The 14,170-nt window shown below is 72.3% G+C and carries 11 protein-coding genes; 4 read left to right on the top strand and 7 right to left on the bottom strand.

Going from position 1 to position 14,170, the window contains the following annotated elements; all coding sequences use genetic code 11:
• Positions 1 to 15: 15 nt before the first annotated feature.
• The 4 genes from EAO73_RS01345 to EAO73_RS01330 form a co-directional block, all read right to left on the bottom strand.
• Entirely contained in the window at positions 16 to 1,473 is a 1,458-nt protein-coding gene (locus EAO73_RS01345; protein WP_147969605.1) for an NCS2 family permease, read from the bottom strand.
• A 268-nt stretch (positions 1,474 to 1,741) separates the two neighbouring features.
• The gene (locus EAO73_RS01340; protein ID WP_147969604.1) at positions 1,742 to 4,126 is read right to left on the bottom strand and encodes a xanthine dehydrogenase family protein molybdopterin-binding subunit; all 2,385 of its coding nucleotides are present in this window, start codon (positions 4,124 to 4,126) and stop codon (positions 1,742 to 1,744) included.
• A 3-nt stretch (positions 4,127 to 4,129) separates the two neighbouring features.
• Positions 4,130 to 4,726: a (2Fe-2S)-binding protein gene (locus tag EAO73_RS01335; protein ID WP_147969603.1), complete on the bottom strand. Its 597-nt coding sequence runs from the start codon at positions 4,724 to 4,726 to the stop codon at positions 4,130 to 4,132.
• A gap of 2 nt (positions 4,727 to 4,728) precedes the next feature.
• Positions 4,729 to 5,619 (bottom strand): FAD binding domain-containing protein, encoded by an 891-nt coding sequence (locus EAO73_RS01330; protein WP_093704895.1) that lies wholly within the window; start codon positions 5,617 to 5,619, stop codon positions 4,729 to 4,731.
• Positions 5,620 to 5,876: 257 nt separating this feature from the next.
• On the opposite strand from EAO73_RS01330, the gene EAO73_RS01325 reads away from it, so the two are divergent.
• Both EAO73_RS01325 and EAO73_RS01320 read left to right on the top strand, forming a co-directional pair.
• A complete protein-coding gene (locus EAO73_RS01325; protein ID WP_147969602.1) occupies positions 5,877 to 7,595 on the top strand; it encodes a PucR family transcriptional regulator ligand-binding domain-containing protein in 1,719 nt (572 codons plus the stop codon).
• Between the two features lie 161 nt (positions 7,596 to 7,756).
• Positions 7,757 to 8,542, top strand: a complete 786-nt coding sequence (locus tag EAO73_RS01320; RefSeq protein ID WP_147969601.1) for a hypothetical protein — start codon at positions 7,757 to 7,759, stop codon at positions 8,540 to 8,542.
• A gap of 39 nt (positions 8,543 to 8,581) precedes the next feature.
• On the opposite strand, the gene EAO73_RS01315 is transcribed toward EAO73_RS01320, so the two are convergent.
• Complete coding sequence (locus EAO73_RS01315) at positions 8,582 to 9,349, bottom strand: GntR family transcriptional regulator (protein WP_147969600.1); 768 nt, start codon at positions 9,347 to 9,349, stop codon at positions 8,582 to 8,584.
• 147 nt (positions 9,350 to 9,496) lie between these two features.
• Here EAO73_RS01315 and EAO73_RS01310 point away from each other — a divergent pair, with 147 nt between their 5' ends.
• Both EAO73_RS01310 and EAO73_RS01305 read left to right on the top strand, forming a co-directional pair.
• The gene (locus EAO73_RS01310) at positions 9,497 to 10,345 is read left to right on the top strand and encodes a (2Fe-2S)-binding protein (protein ID WP_147969599.1); all 849 of its coding nucleotides are present in this window, start codon (positions 9,497 to 9,499) and stop codon (positions 10,343 to 10,345) included.
• A gap of 192 nt (positions 10,346 to 10,537) precedes the next feature.
• Positions 10,538 to 11,617, top strand: a complete 1,080-nt coding sequence (locus tag EAO73_RS01305; RefSeq protein WP_147969598.1) for a DUF2637 domain-containing protein — start codon at positions 10,538 to 10,540, stop codon at positions 11,615 to 11,617.
• Between the two features lie 51 nt (positions 11,618 to 11,668).
• On the opposite strand, the gene EAO73_RS01300 is transcribed toward EAO73_RS01305, so the two are convergent.
• Entirely contained in the window at positions 11,669 to 12,034 is a 366-nt protein-coding gene (locus tag EAO73_RS01300) for an ATP-binding protein (RefSeq protein WP_147969968.1), read from the bottom strand.
• A 156-nt stretch (positions 12,035 to 12,190) separates the two neighbouring features.
• Complete coding sequence (locus tag EAO73_RS01295; RefSeq protein WP_147969597.1) at positions 12,191 to 14,089, bottom strand: serine/threonine-protein kinase; 1,899 nt, start codon at positions 14,087 to 14,089, stop codon at positions 12,191 to 12,193.
• Between the last annotated feature and the right edge of the window lie 81 nt (positions 14,090 to 14,170).

Here is a 14,170-nt window from a genome sequence, read left to right as displayed (position 1 = left end):
TGTGGGAGCGGCGGGTCAGCTGACGCCGAGCCAGCTCTCGATCGGGTGCAGGGCGAAGTAGACGATGAAGATCACCGTCAGGCCCCACATGAAGGCACCGACCTCGCGGGCCCGGCCCTGGGCGGCCTTGATGGCGACGTAGGAGATGACGCCGGCCGCGACACCGGTGGTGATGGTGTACGTGAACGGCATCAGGACCACCGTGAGGAACACGGGGATGGCCACGGAGCGGTCGCTCCAGTCCACATGCCGGGCGTTCTGCATCATCATGGCGCCGATGACCACGAGGGCGGCGGACGCCACCTCGGCGGGCACGATCGCGGTGAGCGGGGTGAAGAAGAGGCAGGCGGCGAAGAACAGGCCGGTGACGACGGAGGCGAGGCCGGTCCTGGCCCCCTCGCCGACGCCGGTCGCGGACTCCACGAAGACCGTCTGGCCGGAGCCGCCGGCGACACCGCCGATCGCGCCGCCCGCGCCGTCGATGAACAGCGCCTTGGACAGGCCCGGCATGCGGCCCTTGTCGTCGGCGAGCCCGGCCTCCGTACCGACGCCGATGATGGTGGCCATCGCGTCGAAGAAGCCGGCGAGCACCAGCGTGAAGACGATGAAGCCGACGGTCATCGCGCCGACGTCGCCCCAGCCGCCGAAGTCGACGTCACCGAAGAGCGAGAAGTCCGGTGAGGAGACCGCGGAGCCCTTCAGCTCCGGCGGGCCGCTGCTCCAGATCTTCGGGTCGACGTCCGCGACCTTGTTGATCACGACGGCGACCACGGTGCCGACGACGATGCCGATGAGGATCGCGCCGGGGATGTTGCGGGCCTGGAGCATGAAGATGAGCAGCAGGGTCACCGCGAAGACGAGGACGGGCCAGCCGGCGAGTTCACCGGTGGGGCCGAGGGTCACCGGGGTCGCGGTGCCCTTGCCGACGAAGCCGGCCTTGTAGAGCCCGATCAGGGCGATGAACAGGCCGATGCCCATGGTGATGCCGTGCTTCAGCGGGAGCGGGATCGCGTTCATGATCAGCTCACGCAGACCGGTGACCACCAGGAGGCAGATCACCAGGCCGTACATGACACACATGCCCATGGCCTGCGGCCAGGTCATTTCGGGGGCGACCTGCGAGGACAGGACGCCGGAGACGCTGAGGCCCGCGGCGAGCGCGAGCGGAACCTTGCCGACGAAGCCCATCAGCAGGGTGGTCGCCGCCGCCGCGAGCGCGGTGGCGGTGATCAGCGCCGGCTGGCTGAGTACGTTCTGGTCGACGTCCTTGCCGCCGAGGATCAGCGGGTTGAGCAGAAGGATGTACGCCATGGCCATGAAGGTCGTGACGCCGCCGCGCACTTCCCGGGCAACGGTCGAGTTGCGCTCGGATATGTGGAAGTACCGGTCGAGCCATGATCTGCCGGCGGGAACGCGCGAGCCGGGGCCCGCGTCCTCCGCACCGGTCTTCGGCTGCACTGACTGCTGGGTCATGATGCCTGACTCCCAAGGTTCACAGGGGCACCCGCGATGAAGAATCGAAATGCGGGATTTGGGATGACTGCGCTGGCGGCACGACCCGGGGGACGGCCCGAGACGAACTGTTCATGCAGGAAGGAATCGGAACGGCTGCCGCTGTTCCGGGTGCGGGGGGCTCGGGGCCGCGAGCGGTGCGGCCCCGGGCCTCCGGGCGGTGCGGGCCGGGGAATTGTGACGTTCGCCGGTGGCACGCACCGCCCGGAGAGCTGGGGTGGAGCCCCGGTCAGACGCCGGTGAGGTGTTCGGGCCGCACCGGCGTGCGGTCGAGCTCCAGACCCGTCGCGTTCCGGATCGCCGCGAGGACGGCCGGGGTGGACGACAGGGTCGGGGCCTCGCCGATGCCGCGCAGCCCGTACGGGGCGTGGTCGTCGGCGAGTTCGAGCACGTCGACCGGGATGGTCGGCGTGTCGAGGATGGTGGGGAGGAGGTAGTCCGTGAAGGAGGGGTTGCGCACCTTCGCGGTCACCGGGTCGACGATGATCTCCTCCATGACGGCGATGCCCATCCCCTGGATGGTGCCGCCCTGGATCTGGCCGACGACCGACAGCGGGTTGAGCGCCTTGCCGACGTCCTGGGCACAGGCCAGTTCGATGACCTTGACCAGGCCGAGCTCGGTGTCGACCTCGACGACCGCGCGGTGCGCGGCGAAGGAGTACTGGACGTGGCCGTTGCCCTGTCCGGTGCGCAGGTCGAAGGCCTCGGTGGGCCGGTGGCGCCACTCCAGCTCGATATCGATCGCCTCGTCCTCCAGGACGTCCGCGATGTCCGCCAGCACCTCGCCGCCGTCGGTGACGACCTTGCCGCCCTCCAGGAGGAGTTCGGCGGTGGCCCAGGCGGGGTGGTAGGTGCCGAGCTTGCGGCGGCCCATCTCCAGGACCTGTTCGCGGACGGCCTCGCAGGAGTTCTTGACCGCGCCGCCGGTGACGTACGTCTGGCGGGAGGCGGAGGTCGATCCGGCGGAGCCCACCTGCGTGTCGGCGGGGTGGATGGTGACCTGGGAGACACCGAGTTCGGTACGGGCGATCTGGGCGTGCACGGTGACGCCGCCCTGCCCGACCTCGGCCATGGCGGTGTGCACGGTCGCGACGGGTTCGCCGCCGATGACCTCCATGCGGACCCGGGCGGTGGAGTAGTCGTCGAAGCCCTCGGAGAAGCCGACGTTCTTCAGCCCGACCGCGTAGCCGACGCCGCGTACGACGCCCTCGCCGTGGGTGGTGTTGGACAGGCCGCCGGGCAGGGCCCGTACGTCGGCGTGCTCGCCGGCGCTCTCCCACTGGCGCTCGGGCGGCATCGGCATCGCCTTGACGCGGCGCAGCAGTTCGGCGACCGGGGCGGGCGAGTCGACCACCTGTCCGGTCGGCAGCAGGGTGCCCTGCTCCATGGCGTTGAGCTGCCGGAACTCGACCGGGTCCATGTCCAGCTCGGCGGCCAGCTTGTCCATCTGCGCCTCGTAGGCGAAGCACGCCTGGACGGCGCCGAAGCCGCGCATCGCGCCGCACGGGGGGTTGTTGGTGTAGAGCGCGATGGCCTCGATGTCGACGTCCTCGATGACGTACGGGCCGACGGCCAGCGAGGAGGCGTTGCCGACGACGGCCGGGGAGGCGGAGGCGTAGGCGCCGCCGTCCAGCACGATGCGGCACTTCATGTGCGTGAGCTTGCCGTCGCGGGTGGCGCCGTGCTCGTAGTGGAGCCGGGCCGGGTGGCGGTGGACGTGCCCGAAGAAGGACTCGAAGCGGTTGTAGACGATCTTCACGGGCTTGCCGGTGCGCAGCGCGAGCAGGCAGGCGTGGATCTGCATCGACAGGTCCTCGCGCCCGCCGAAGGCACCGCCGACGCCGGAGAGCGTCATGCGGACCTTGTCCTCGGGAAGGCCGAGCACGGGCGCGATCTGGCGCAGGTCGGAGTGGAGCCACTGGGTGGCCACGTAGAGGTCGACGCCACCGTCCTCGGAGGGTACGGCGAGGCCGGACTCGGGGCCCAGGAACGCCTGGTCCTGCATGCCGAAGTAGTAGTCGCCCTTGACGATCACATCGGCCCGTGCCTCGGCCGCCTCAGCGTCGCCGCGGACGATCGGCTGGCGGTGGACGATGTTGGGGTGCGGCACATGGCCGATGTGGTGGTCGTCGCGGCCCTCGTGGATGAGGGGGGCGCCGGGGGCGGTCGCGGACGCCTCGTCGGTGACGACGGGCAGCTCGCGGTAGTCGATCCGGATCTTCGCGGCGGCGCGGCGGGCCGTCTCCGGGTGGTCGGCGGCGACGAGCGCGACGGGCTCGCCGTGGTGGCGGACCCGGCCGTGGGCGAGGACGGGGGTGTCCTGGATCTCCAGGCCGTAGTTCTTCATCGCGGCCGGCAGGTCGTCATAGGTGAGGACCGCGTAGACGCCGGAGGTGGCCAGCGCCTCGGAGACGTCGATGGAGACGATCTCCGCGTGCGCGACGGTGGAGCGCAGGGTGTGGCCCCAGAGCATGTCCTCGTGCCACATGTCCGAGGAGTACGCGAACTCGCCGGTGACCTTCAGGATGCCGTCGGGGCGCAGCGTGGACTCGCCGATGCCGCCCTTGGTGCGGGTGCCCTGGTTGATGTTGGTGGGGGAACCGGTAACGCCCATGGCTCAGACCGTTTCTTCCGCGCGGGCGGCCGCGAGGCGGACCGCGTCGAGGATCTTCTCGTAGCCGGTGCAGCGGCAGAGGTTGCCGGACAGCGCCTCGCGGATGTCCGCGTCGGACGGCTGCGGGGTGCGCTCCAGGAGCTCGTCGGCCGCGACCAGGAGGCCGGGGGTGCAGAAGCCGCACTGGACGGCTCCGGCGTCGATGAACGCCTGCTGGATCGGGGACAGCTCCCCGGTGTCGCGGGTCTCCTCACCGGCGGCGGGCTCTGCCTTCCAGCGCTTGGCCCGGTCGAGGGAGGTGCCGCAGGCGCCGGAGGCGCAGCCGGTGCCGGGGTGGGCCTCGGCGCGGTGGGCGGCGAAGTCGGCCAGACCCTCGACGGTGACGACGTCGCGGCCCTCGACCTGGCCGGCGGCGACCAGACAGGAGCAGACGGGCACCCCGTCGAGGCGGACCGTGCAGGAGCCGCACTCGCCCTGCTCGCAGGCGTTCTTCGAGCCGGGCAGGCCCATGCGCTCGCGCAGGACGTAGAGGAGGGACTCGCCCTCCCAGACGTCGTCGGCCTCGTGACGGCGGCCGTTGACCGTGAAATTGACGCGCATGATCAGGCGGCTCCTTCGGTGCTGCGGCCGTTGCCGCGGTATGACTCCCAGGCCCAGCCGAGCGTCCGGCGGGCCATGATCCCGACCGCGTGCCGGCGGTAGCTCGCGGTGCCGCGCACATCGTCGATCGGGTTGCAGGCGCCGGCGGCGAGCGTGGCGAACTGCTGGGCGACGGACGGGGTGATGATCGTCCGGCTGTCCCAGAACCCGCCCTCCTCCAGGGCGGCGTTCAGGAACTCCTCGGCCTCCTTCGCCCGTACGGGGGTCGGGGCGGCCGATCCGATGCCGGTGCGGACCGTGCGGGTCTCGGGGTGCAGGGCCAGGCCGAAGGCGCAGACGGCGATGACCATCGCGTTGCGGGTGCCGACCTTGGAATACTGCTGGGGTCCGTCGGCCTTCTTGATGTGCACGGCCCGGATCAGCTCGTCCGGTTCGAGGGCGTTGCGCTTGACGCCGGTGTAGAAGGCGTCGATGGGGATCATCCGGGTGCCGCGCACGGACTCGGCCTCCACCTCGGCGCCCGCGGCGAGCAGGGCGGGGTGGGCGTCACCGGCCGGGGACGCGGTGCCCAGGTTGCCGCCGACGCCGCCGCGGTTGCGGATCTGCGGGGAGGCGACGGTGTGCGAGGCGAGCGCGAGACCGGGCAGCTCGGCCCGCAGGTGCTCCATGATCTGGCTGTACGGGACCGAGGCGCCGAGCCGTACGTTCTCCTGGCCCACCTCCCACTCGGTGAGCTCACCGATGCGGTTGAGGTCCAGGAGGTACTCGGGGCGCCGGTGGTCGAAGTTGATCTCGACCATCACATCGGTGCCCCCGGCGATGGGCACAGCCGTCGGGTGCTCGGCCTTGGCGGCGAGCGCCTCCTCCCAGCTTGCGGGGCGAAGGAAGTCCATGGTGGCTCTCTTCTTCTCAATCGGGTCTTCACGCTGGGCTGGGTGACGGCCGGCCCTCGAACTTGTTCATGTCTTGTTCACGCGGTGTGTGGCCCAGTACACAAGCCCTGCTCCACCTGGTGCAGTCACCGAACCCATGAAGCGGTTGGCCGGTCTCCGCTCATGTCTTGTAGATTCGAACGAATGGCGGGGCTCAACAGCCTCACCGCAACACCCAGACTTCACCCGTACCAACGAAAGAGATCGGCGGCGACCCGATGCGGCTGCGCGCATTGCTGGAGAACGACGCGCTGGGCCTGCGGCTGCTCGGCGGCGACGAGGAGCTGGACCGGTCGGTCCGCGGGGTGATGACCACCGATCTGCGCGACCCGAGCCGCTACCTCACCGGCGGCGAGCTGGTCCTGACCGGACTGGCCTGGCGCCGGGACGCCGAGGACTCGGAGCCCTTCGTGCGCATCCTGGCGGGCGCCGGGGTGGCCGGGCTCGCGGCGGGCGAGGCGGAGCTGGGTGACATCCCGGACGATCTCGTCGAGGCGTGCCGCCGGAACCGGCTGCCGCTGTTCGCCGTCCACGAGACGGTCGCGTTCGCAACGATCACCGAGTACGTGGTGCGCCAGGTGTCCGGGGAACGGGCTGGTGACCTGGCGGCCGTGGTGGACCGGCACCGCAGGCTCATGACCTCGGGCCCGGCGGGCGGCGGCCCGGAGGTGGTCCTCGACCTCCTCGGCTCCGACCTGGACCTCCACGCCTGGGTGCTCTCCCCCACCGGGCGCCAGATCGCGGGCGCGGGCGCCCCGCTCTCCGCCACCGCCGGGGCCGAGCTGGCCGGGCTGCATCTGGCCGCCGTCCGCTCCGGCCGCCGCGCCCCGCACCGGGCCGCCCTCGGCGGTACGACGTATTCGCTCTTCCCCATCCGGAACAACGGCCGCGGTGGGGCGGCTCCGGCCGTCCGCGACGTGCGGGAGTCCGTGCTCTCCGACTGGCTGCTGGCCGTGGAGGCCGACGCGAGCGACTGGCCGGCCGCGCGGCTCGACCTCCTCCAGGGCGTCACCCAGCTGATCGCCGTCGAGCGCGACCGGCGCGACGCGGCCCGCACGGTGCGCCGCCGGCTCGCCCAGGAGGTCCTGGAGCTGGTCCAGGCAGGCGCCGCGCCCGCCGAGATCGCCGCCCGGCTGCGCGTGGCCACCCCGGTCCTGCTCCCCGGCCTGGGCACCGCGCCGCACTGGCAGGTGGTGGTGGCCCGGGTCGAGTGGGACGAGGACGGCGCGCCCGAAGTCGCCGGCGGCCCGGTCGCGCAGGCCCTCCTTGAAGAGATCCTGGTCGACCCGGCCGTGACCGGACCCGACTCGGCGGACCGGATCGCCGTCGCCCACACGGGTGACGAGGCGATCGCCCTGGTGCCGCTGCCCGCCGTACCCGACCAGGTGGCCGACGCACCCCGGGAGGGGGAAGCGGACGCCGACGGGCCGGACGACGGACCGGCCCTGCACGCCGACGCGCTGCTCGCCGCAGTGCGGGCCCCGCTCTCCGCGGGCCTCGCCGACGACGGCCGCCTGACACTGGGTGTCAGCGCCTCGGTGCACTCGGCCGAGGGGCTGCGCGGCGCCCTGGAGGAGGCCCGGCACGCGCGCCGGGTGGCGGCGGCCCGTCCGGGGCGGGTCTGCGCGGCCGGCCACCACGAGCTGGCCTCGCACGTCCTGCTGCTGCCGTTCGTCCCGGACGACGTGCGCCGGGCGTTCACGGCGCGGCTGCTCGACCCGCTGCGCGACTACGACCGGCGCCACCGCGCGGAGCTGATCCCCACCCTGGAAGCCTTCCTGGACTGCGACGGTTCCTGGACGCGCTGCGCGGCCCGGCTGCACCTCCACGTCAACACGCTGCGCTACCGGGTCGGGCGAATCGAGCAGTTGACGGGGCGTGACCTGGCGCGCCTGGAGGACAAGCTCGATTTCTTCCTCGCGCTGCGGATGAGCTGAGTTCCCGGGCCCCGCAAGGGCTTCGGCACCTGCCGTCGATTGTGAAAAGTTTCACCTGACATTGCCTCGACCTCTTGGCCCGGCGTGCCATTCCGTGCTGTGATGCGGCCCATACTCAGCTCGAAGGCGCGCTCGGGGAGGGCAATGTGGCGCATACCGCCATGTCTGGTTCCGGAACGACAGCAGATGACGATCCTCCGCTCCAGACCGCGGTATGGCGGCTGCGCTCGCGCGGCTGCTGGACGGATGCCGCGGCCCTGCTGGAGCACGACGCCGCCACCGACCCGGCCGCGGCCCTCCAGCGGACGGCCCTGCTGACCGAGCGATGCCTGTACACGGGGCAGGGCTGGACGGAGGCCGAGGACGCCCTGCGCACCGCCGAGGCCATGGCCCACGACGACGAGGAGCGCGGCGCGGCCGCCTGCGAACGGGGCTACCTCGCGTACGCCTCGACCCTCCTCGGAGTGCGGGACCGGGCCGACGAGGCGCGGGTGGCGCTGGGCCGGGCCGCCGCGCTGCTCTCCCCCGCCGCCCAGGGCCGGCCGCTGCTCGACTTCCGGCGCGGTCTGATCGCCCAGAACATCGCGGACTCCCCGCAGGCCGCCCGCGCCGCCTACCGCAGGGCGCACGCGGGCGCCACCGCGCAGGGCGACGCGCTGCTGCTCTCCTCGACCTGGCGCCATCTCGCGCTGATCGCCCTGCGCGAGGGGGAGCTGGCGGAGGCCCGGCACGGCTTCGCGGAGTCCCTGCGGATAAGGGAGGAGCTGGGCTACCTGGTCGGTACGGCCCCGGCTCTCATCGCCCTGGCGGACGCCGAGCCGGAGCCCGGGGAGGCGACCCGGCTGCGCGCCGAGGCGGGCCGGCTCTTCCGCCTGCTGGGCGGCGTCCCGACGTGGCTGGGCCCGCATCTGGACCCGCCCCCGCCGGAGACGGTCGGGGCGAACTGAGTCCGCGCGCCGACGGCTGACCCCGTACGCCCTGCGGGGTCAGCCGTCGGCGCCCGCGAAGTGTTCGCGTACGAGCGACTGGACGACCGCCACGTCCTGGGCGATCAGCGCGTCGAGCAGCGCGGTGTGCTCGGAGGCGTCGGCCAGCAGATCGGCGCGCCGGGTGACCGGGTTGTCCATCAGGGGCCACTGGGAGCGGCGGTGCAGGTCGTCGGCGACCGCGACCAGGCTGCCGTTCCCCGCGAGGGCGAGGACCGCGCCGTGGAAGGCCCGGTCCGCCTCCGCGTAGCTCGCCCGGTCGCCGACGGCCGCCGCGGCCACGGTGGCGTCGGCCAGCGGGCGCAGCGCGCACCAGCGGGCGGGCGGGACGGTCCGGGCGAGCCGCAGCATGACGGGGACCTCGATCAGGGCCCGCACCTCGGCCAGCTCGGCCAGCTCGCGCGGTCCGCGCTCGGCGACCCGGAAGCCCCGGTTCGGCACGACCTCCACGGCGCCCTCGACGGCCAGCTGCTGCATCGCCTCGCGCACGGGGGTGGCGGAGACGCCGAAGCGGGCGCCGAGGGCGGGCGCGGAGTAGACCTGCCCGGGGATCAGCTCACCGTCGACGAGGGAGGCGCGCAGGGCGTCCAGGATCTGGCCGCGCACCGAGTGCCGGCGCACCTGGGCGCGGGGGGCCTCCCCGTGAGGGTGCTCGCCGTGGGTGTGTTCGCCGCGGGCCTGCTCGGGCACCCGTACGGCCGATGCGGGCACGCCTGCGGGTGCCCCGTACGGGGGCCGCACCTCCTCGCGCGCTCCGCCCTGCTCCACGGGCACCTCCTCGGCCGGTCGCGGGGCGCGGCTCGCGCGTCGGGCGCCCTCAGTGCACGATAGGCGCAAGGGGCCCCAGTTCAAACATCGATCCGGCAGGGTAAGGTAAGGCTTACCTGCTGACGATCGTGAATCGGTGGTCCCCGCATGACCATGCCCGCCCTGCTTCCCGCAGTGACGGCCTCGCCCGTGGCCGACGCGTACGCGCGCCTGACCGAGGTCTTCCCCGGGCTGCGCGCCGAGATCCTCGCCGACGGCGAGAGCGCCCCCGGCGGCCCCGGCTGGGTGGGCGCGCACGAGCTGGCGGCGGGCGGTGAGGCCCTGGACACCTTCCTCGCCTTCGACGACGAGCAGGTGCGGCGGGACTACGGCCAGGAGGGCCGGCCCGATGTGATCGCCAGCTTCGGACTGCACCGCTACGCGTGGCCGGCCTGCCTTCTGGTGACGGTGCCGTGGTTCCTGCACCGGCGGGTTCCTCGCGTCCCGGTCGAGGACGTCTCGTTCCAGCGGGCGCTGGGGCACCTGACGCTGCGGGTGCGGGAGTTCGCCTGCCTGCCCGACGACCCGGCGGCCGTGCTGCCGGGAGCCCGCGTGGTGGCCGACGAGGCCGCGCTGCGGGCCGAGGTGCTGGACGCGGTGGCCGACCACCTGGAACCGGTGCTGGAGGGCTTCCGGCCGCGCATGCGGCGCGGCAAGCGGGCCCTGTGGGGGATGGCGACCGACGAGATCGTCGAAGGTCTCTGGTACGTCGCCCATCTGCTGGGCGAGGAGAAGCGCGCCATGGCGGAGCTGGAGGCGCTGCTGCCGGGCACCACGAAGCCGTACGTCGGCACCGCGGGCTTCCGCGAACTGACGGGCCCCAATGGGGAGTCGCTGCCCACCCGCGACCGTGCGAGCTGCTGCCTCTTCTACACGCTGCGCCCCGAGGACACCTGCGTCACCTGCCCGCGCACCTGCGACGCTGAGCGGATCAGCAGGCTGACGCCCGCTCCCTGATCCACACCGCCCGAACGAGTGGCACCCATTCGAACAACATGCGCGCCCCGCTGAGGTGTGTTCGACCAGATCGTCGATATCGGCGCTCTCGTGCACCCCATTGGCGTTCTCTTGCCTCGAAACAGCCTGAACGTAAGGGAGTTTCCGCCACGATGGCGTCCGAAACCCCCTACGTGACGCAAGGGACCGCGCATGAGACTGACCGACATATCGCTTGACTGGCTGCTTCCGGGCGCCGTGCTGCTCGTGGGCGTCATGGCGGCGGTGGCGGTCGTCGCGCGCGGCAAGCGCGCCTCCGACGCATCCGCGGCCGACGACAGCTGGGAACGCAGCGAGGAGCGGCGCAGACGCAAGGAAGCACTGTACGCCACCGCTTCGTACGTGCTGCTGTTCTGCTGCGCGGCGGTCGCCGCCGCGCTCTCCTTCCACGGGCTCGTCGGCTTCGGCGAGCAGAACCTCGGCCTCTCCGACGGCTGGGAGTACCTGGTGCCCTTCGGTCTGGACGGGGCGGCGATGTTCTGCTCGGTCCTGGCCGTGCGGGAGGCCAGCCACGGGGACGCGGCGCTCGGCTCGCGGCTGCTGGTGTGGACCTTCGCCGGTGCCGCCGCCTGGTTCAACTGGGTGCACGCGCCGCGCGGCATCAACCACGCGGGCGCCCCGCACTTCTTCGCGGGGATGTCCCTCTCGGCCGCCGTGCTGTTCGACCGGGCGCTGAAGCAGACGCGCCGGGCCGCCCTGCGCGAGCAGGGCCTCGTGCCCCGGCCGCTGCCGCAGATCCGGATCGTGCGCTGGCTGCGCGCGCCCCGGGAGACCTTCGGCGCCTGGTCGCTGATGCTTCTCGAAGGCGTACGCACGCTGGACGAGGCGGTCGACGAGGTACGCGAGGACCGCAGGGAGAAGGAGCAGAACCGTCTCCGCAGGAGAGACCAGGAGAAGCTGGACCGGGCGCACATCAAGGCCCTGAACCGGCAGAACCGGGCCTGGGGACGGCTCGGCCGGGGCGGCGCGCCGGTCGATGTGGCCGCGCTCGCCCCCGCGACGGGCTCCGCGCAGTCCGTCGCGGAGCCCGCCATATCCGAGCCGGGTCAGCTGCCCCTGCGACCCCGGCCATCCCTGCAAGCCGTGAACCACTCGAACTCGGCGAGCGTCCCTGAACTGGGCGCGAGCGAATCGGCCCCGGCCGATCCCCTCACCGAGGACGACACCCAGGCCCTGCCCCGGCTCGATTCGCTGGAGCAGAAACTGAAGGACCTGGAGCAGCAGTTCGGCTGAGAAGCGGGACGGCAGTCGCATACGAACGGCCCTGACGGACCGCAAGGTCCGTCAGGGCCGTTCGCCGTCCAGTTCGAACCACACCACCTTGCCCAGCGAACGGGGGCTGATCCCCCAGGAGTCGGCAAGGCTCTCCACCAGGACCAGCCCCCGGCCGTGCGTACCGTCGTCGGCGGGCGGTACGTGCGACTCGGGCGGCATGCCGGTGACGAAGTCCCGCACCTCCACGCGCAGCCGGCGGGGTGCGACGCTCACGGCGACGACCGCGCCGTCGTCCGTGTGCACCAGGGCGTTGGTCACCAGCTCGCTGAGCAGCAGTTCGGCGACCTGGGCCGGCTCCTCCTTCCACCGGTACCGCAATAACTCACGGACCGCTCCGCGCACTTCGCCCACGGCTGCCAGATCGGCCCGGTCCACTCTGCGATGCATCCGGGCCACCTCGTGACGCTCCATCGTTTCCCCCGCCCACACGGTCATTCGCCCCCTGTCTCGAAGGTGCTCACGCAATGCATGCCCCACCTACGGGCAGTCACGCTTGCGGAGAGCGGCGGGAAGGAGCGAATCGTGCGGCGTTCAGGCTCGCTTGTAGTAGTACTTGAAGCTGTTCACGTCGTGCTGAATGCCGCTGCCGTTGGTGACGAAGAAGGAGGCCTTGAGCTCGCTGTAGCAGTAACCGGGGTTGGGGCCGACAAGCTTGGAGGCGCCGATGTTGAGGCGGCCGCTGCTGCTGGAGGTCACCCTGGCCTCGTACGGGCAGCTGTTGTACATGTAGTCGGTCATGGTCACGACGCCGGATTTCGTGATCTTGATGGTGCCGGGCTGGTTCGTCGAGTTGTAGACCTCCCCGAACTTCCAGGTACCGACGAACGATGCCGGGACCGTGCTGCCGCCGCCCGAACCGCCGGTGGAGCCGCCACCGGACGTGCTGGTCGAACCCCCGCCGCCGGACGTGCTCGTGGAGCCGCCCGAGCTGCTGCCGCCCGAACTCCCGCCACTGGTGCTGGAGGAGCCGCCGCCGCTCGAACTCCCGCCGCCCGTGCTGCCGCCGCCCGTGGACGACCCGCCGCCGGAGGAGCCACCGGTGGCGGACGAGCCGCCGCCCCCGTCCCCGGCGTCCTGGCCGTCCCTGCCCGGCTCCCCGTCCTTGCCGTCCTTCCCGTCCTTGCCGCCGCCCGCCTTCTTCTTCTTGCTCGGGGATGCCTTCGGGCTCTTGGCGCCGGCGGGGGACGCGCTGCCGGCCGCCGAGGGCTCCGGGGCGGGGGTCGTGTCCGTCGCCGAGGCGACGGGCGGCGCCGCATGCGCGTCGGGGCCGTCGTGGCCGAACGGCTGGAGCATGACCAGCGTGCCGCCCCCACCGCCGAGGACGACCACCAGCGGTACGGCGACCAGCCAGGGGCGGCGGCGCTTCGGCTTCTCCTTCTCCGCCGTCTCCTCACCGGCCACCAGAGCCGCCACTTCCGGCGCCGCCCGGAGGTCGATCGTCGCGCGGTCGCCCTCCTCCCGCAGCGGTTCCGCCTCCGCGTCGAGCAACTGGGCGGACTGGCGCGCCAGATGGCTCACCACGGCGGCGGGCAGCCACGAGGAGGCGACCGGACCGAACTCGCGTCCCGGCTCGGCCAGCAGCTGGTCCACGGAGGGCCGGTCCTCGACCGGCTTGACCAGCAGCCGGGCGATGAACGCCTTGAGATCCGCGTCCCGGACCCGGTCGAGCTCGGGCTCGGCCTCGGCGATCCGGTACATGATCGCGTGCTGGTTGCTCGCGCCGTGGCCGAAGGGGAGCGCGCCGGTCGCCGCGTACGTCAGCACACAGCCGAGGGTGAAGACGTCGCTCTTCGGTACCGCGCTCTCCCCGTGCACCTGCTCCGGGGCCATGAATCCGGGCGTGCCGATCATCATGTTGGTGCTGGTGAGCAGGGACTCGACGGCGGTCCCGATGGCGCGGGCGATCCCGAAGTCGATGACCTTGGGACCCTCCATCGTGAGCATCACGTTGGACGGCTTGAGGTCGCGGTGGACGATGCCCGCCGCGTGGATGTCCTTCAGCGCGTGCAGCAGCCCCGTGGCGAGGGCCTGCACGGAGGCGGCGGGCAGCGCGCCGTGTCCCCGTACGACCTGTTCCAGCGAGAGGCCAGGCACGTAACCCGTGGCCACCCAGGGGAATTCGGCGTCCGGTGCCGCGTCCAGGACGGGCGCGGTCCAGCGTTCGCCGACGCTCCGTGCCGCCTCCACCTCGCGCCGGAAGCGGCCCCTGAACTGCGGGTCCGCGACGTGCTCCGGGTGCACCACCTTGACCGCGACCGTGCGGCCCCCCTCGGACCGGGCGAGGTAGACCCGGCCCATCCCGCCCGCGCCGAGCCTGCCCAGCAGCAGATACGGCCCGATGCGCGCCGGGTCCGCCGGCGTCAGCGGTTTGATGCCTCCGTGGAGGTAGTCCTCGTTGTCCGCGTGGTCGTCGTTGTTCACGCCGGTCATGTTCGAGTGCTCCCCGTATGTCCCGGACAGCGGCCCCCGGGACCGCCTCCGCCACCTGAAATCCCCATGTGCGGCCGCGAC

The organism is Streptomyces sp. col6 (genome assembly GCF_008042035.1).
Taxonomy (GTDB): domain Bacteria; phylum Actinomycetota; class Actinomycetes; order Streptomycetales; family Streptomycetaceae; genus Streptomyces.
Note: the sequence above shows the minus strand (reverse complement) of the source record. Positions and strands in the feature narration are given on the sequence as shown.

What these genes read in the sequence shown, in the direction of transcription:
- EAO73_RS01345 (WP_147969605.1), bottom strand. Translation starts at nt 1,473, where the DNA reads ATGACCCAGCAGTCAGTGCAGCCGAAGACCGGTGCGGAGGACGCGGGC.
- EAO73_RS01340 (WP_147969604.1), bottom strand. Translation starts at nt 4,126, where the DNA reads ATGGGCGTTACCGGTTCCCCCACCAACATCAACCAGGGCACCCGCACC.
- EAO73_RS01335 (WP_147969603.1), bottom strand. Translation starts at nt 4,726, where the DNA reads ATGCGCGTCAATTTCACGGTCAACGGCCGCCGTCACGAGGCCGACGAC.
- EAO73_RS01330 (WP_093704895.1), bottom strand. Translation starts at nt 5,619, where the DNA reads ATGGACTTCCTTCGCCCCGCAAGCTGGGAGGAGGCGCTCGCCGCCAAG.
- EAO73_RS01325 (WP_147969602.1), top strand. Translation starts at nt 5,877, where the DNA reads ATGCGGCTGCGCGCATTGCTGGAGAACGACGCGCTGGGCCTGCGGCTG.
- EAO73_RS01320 (WP_147969601.1), top strand. Translation starts at nt 7,757, where the DNA reads ATGTCTGGTTCCGGAACGACAGCAGATGACGATCCTCCGCTCCAGACC.
- EAO73_RS01310 (WP_147969599.1), top strand. Translation starts at nt 9,497, where the DNA reads ATGACCATGCCCGCCCTGCTTCCCGCAGTGACGGCCTCGCCCGTGGCC.
- EAO73_RS01305 (WP_147969598.1), top strand. Translation starts at nt 10,538, where the DNA reads ATGAGACTGACCGACATATCGCTTGACTGGCTGCTTCCGGGCGCCGTG.
- EAO73_RS01295 (WP_147969597.1), bottom strand. Translation starts at nt 14,089, where the DNA reads ATGACCGGCGTGAACAACGACGACCACGCGGACAACGAGGACTACCTC.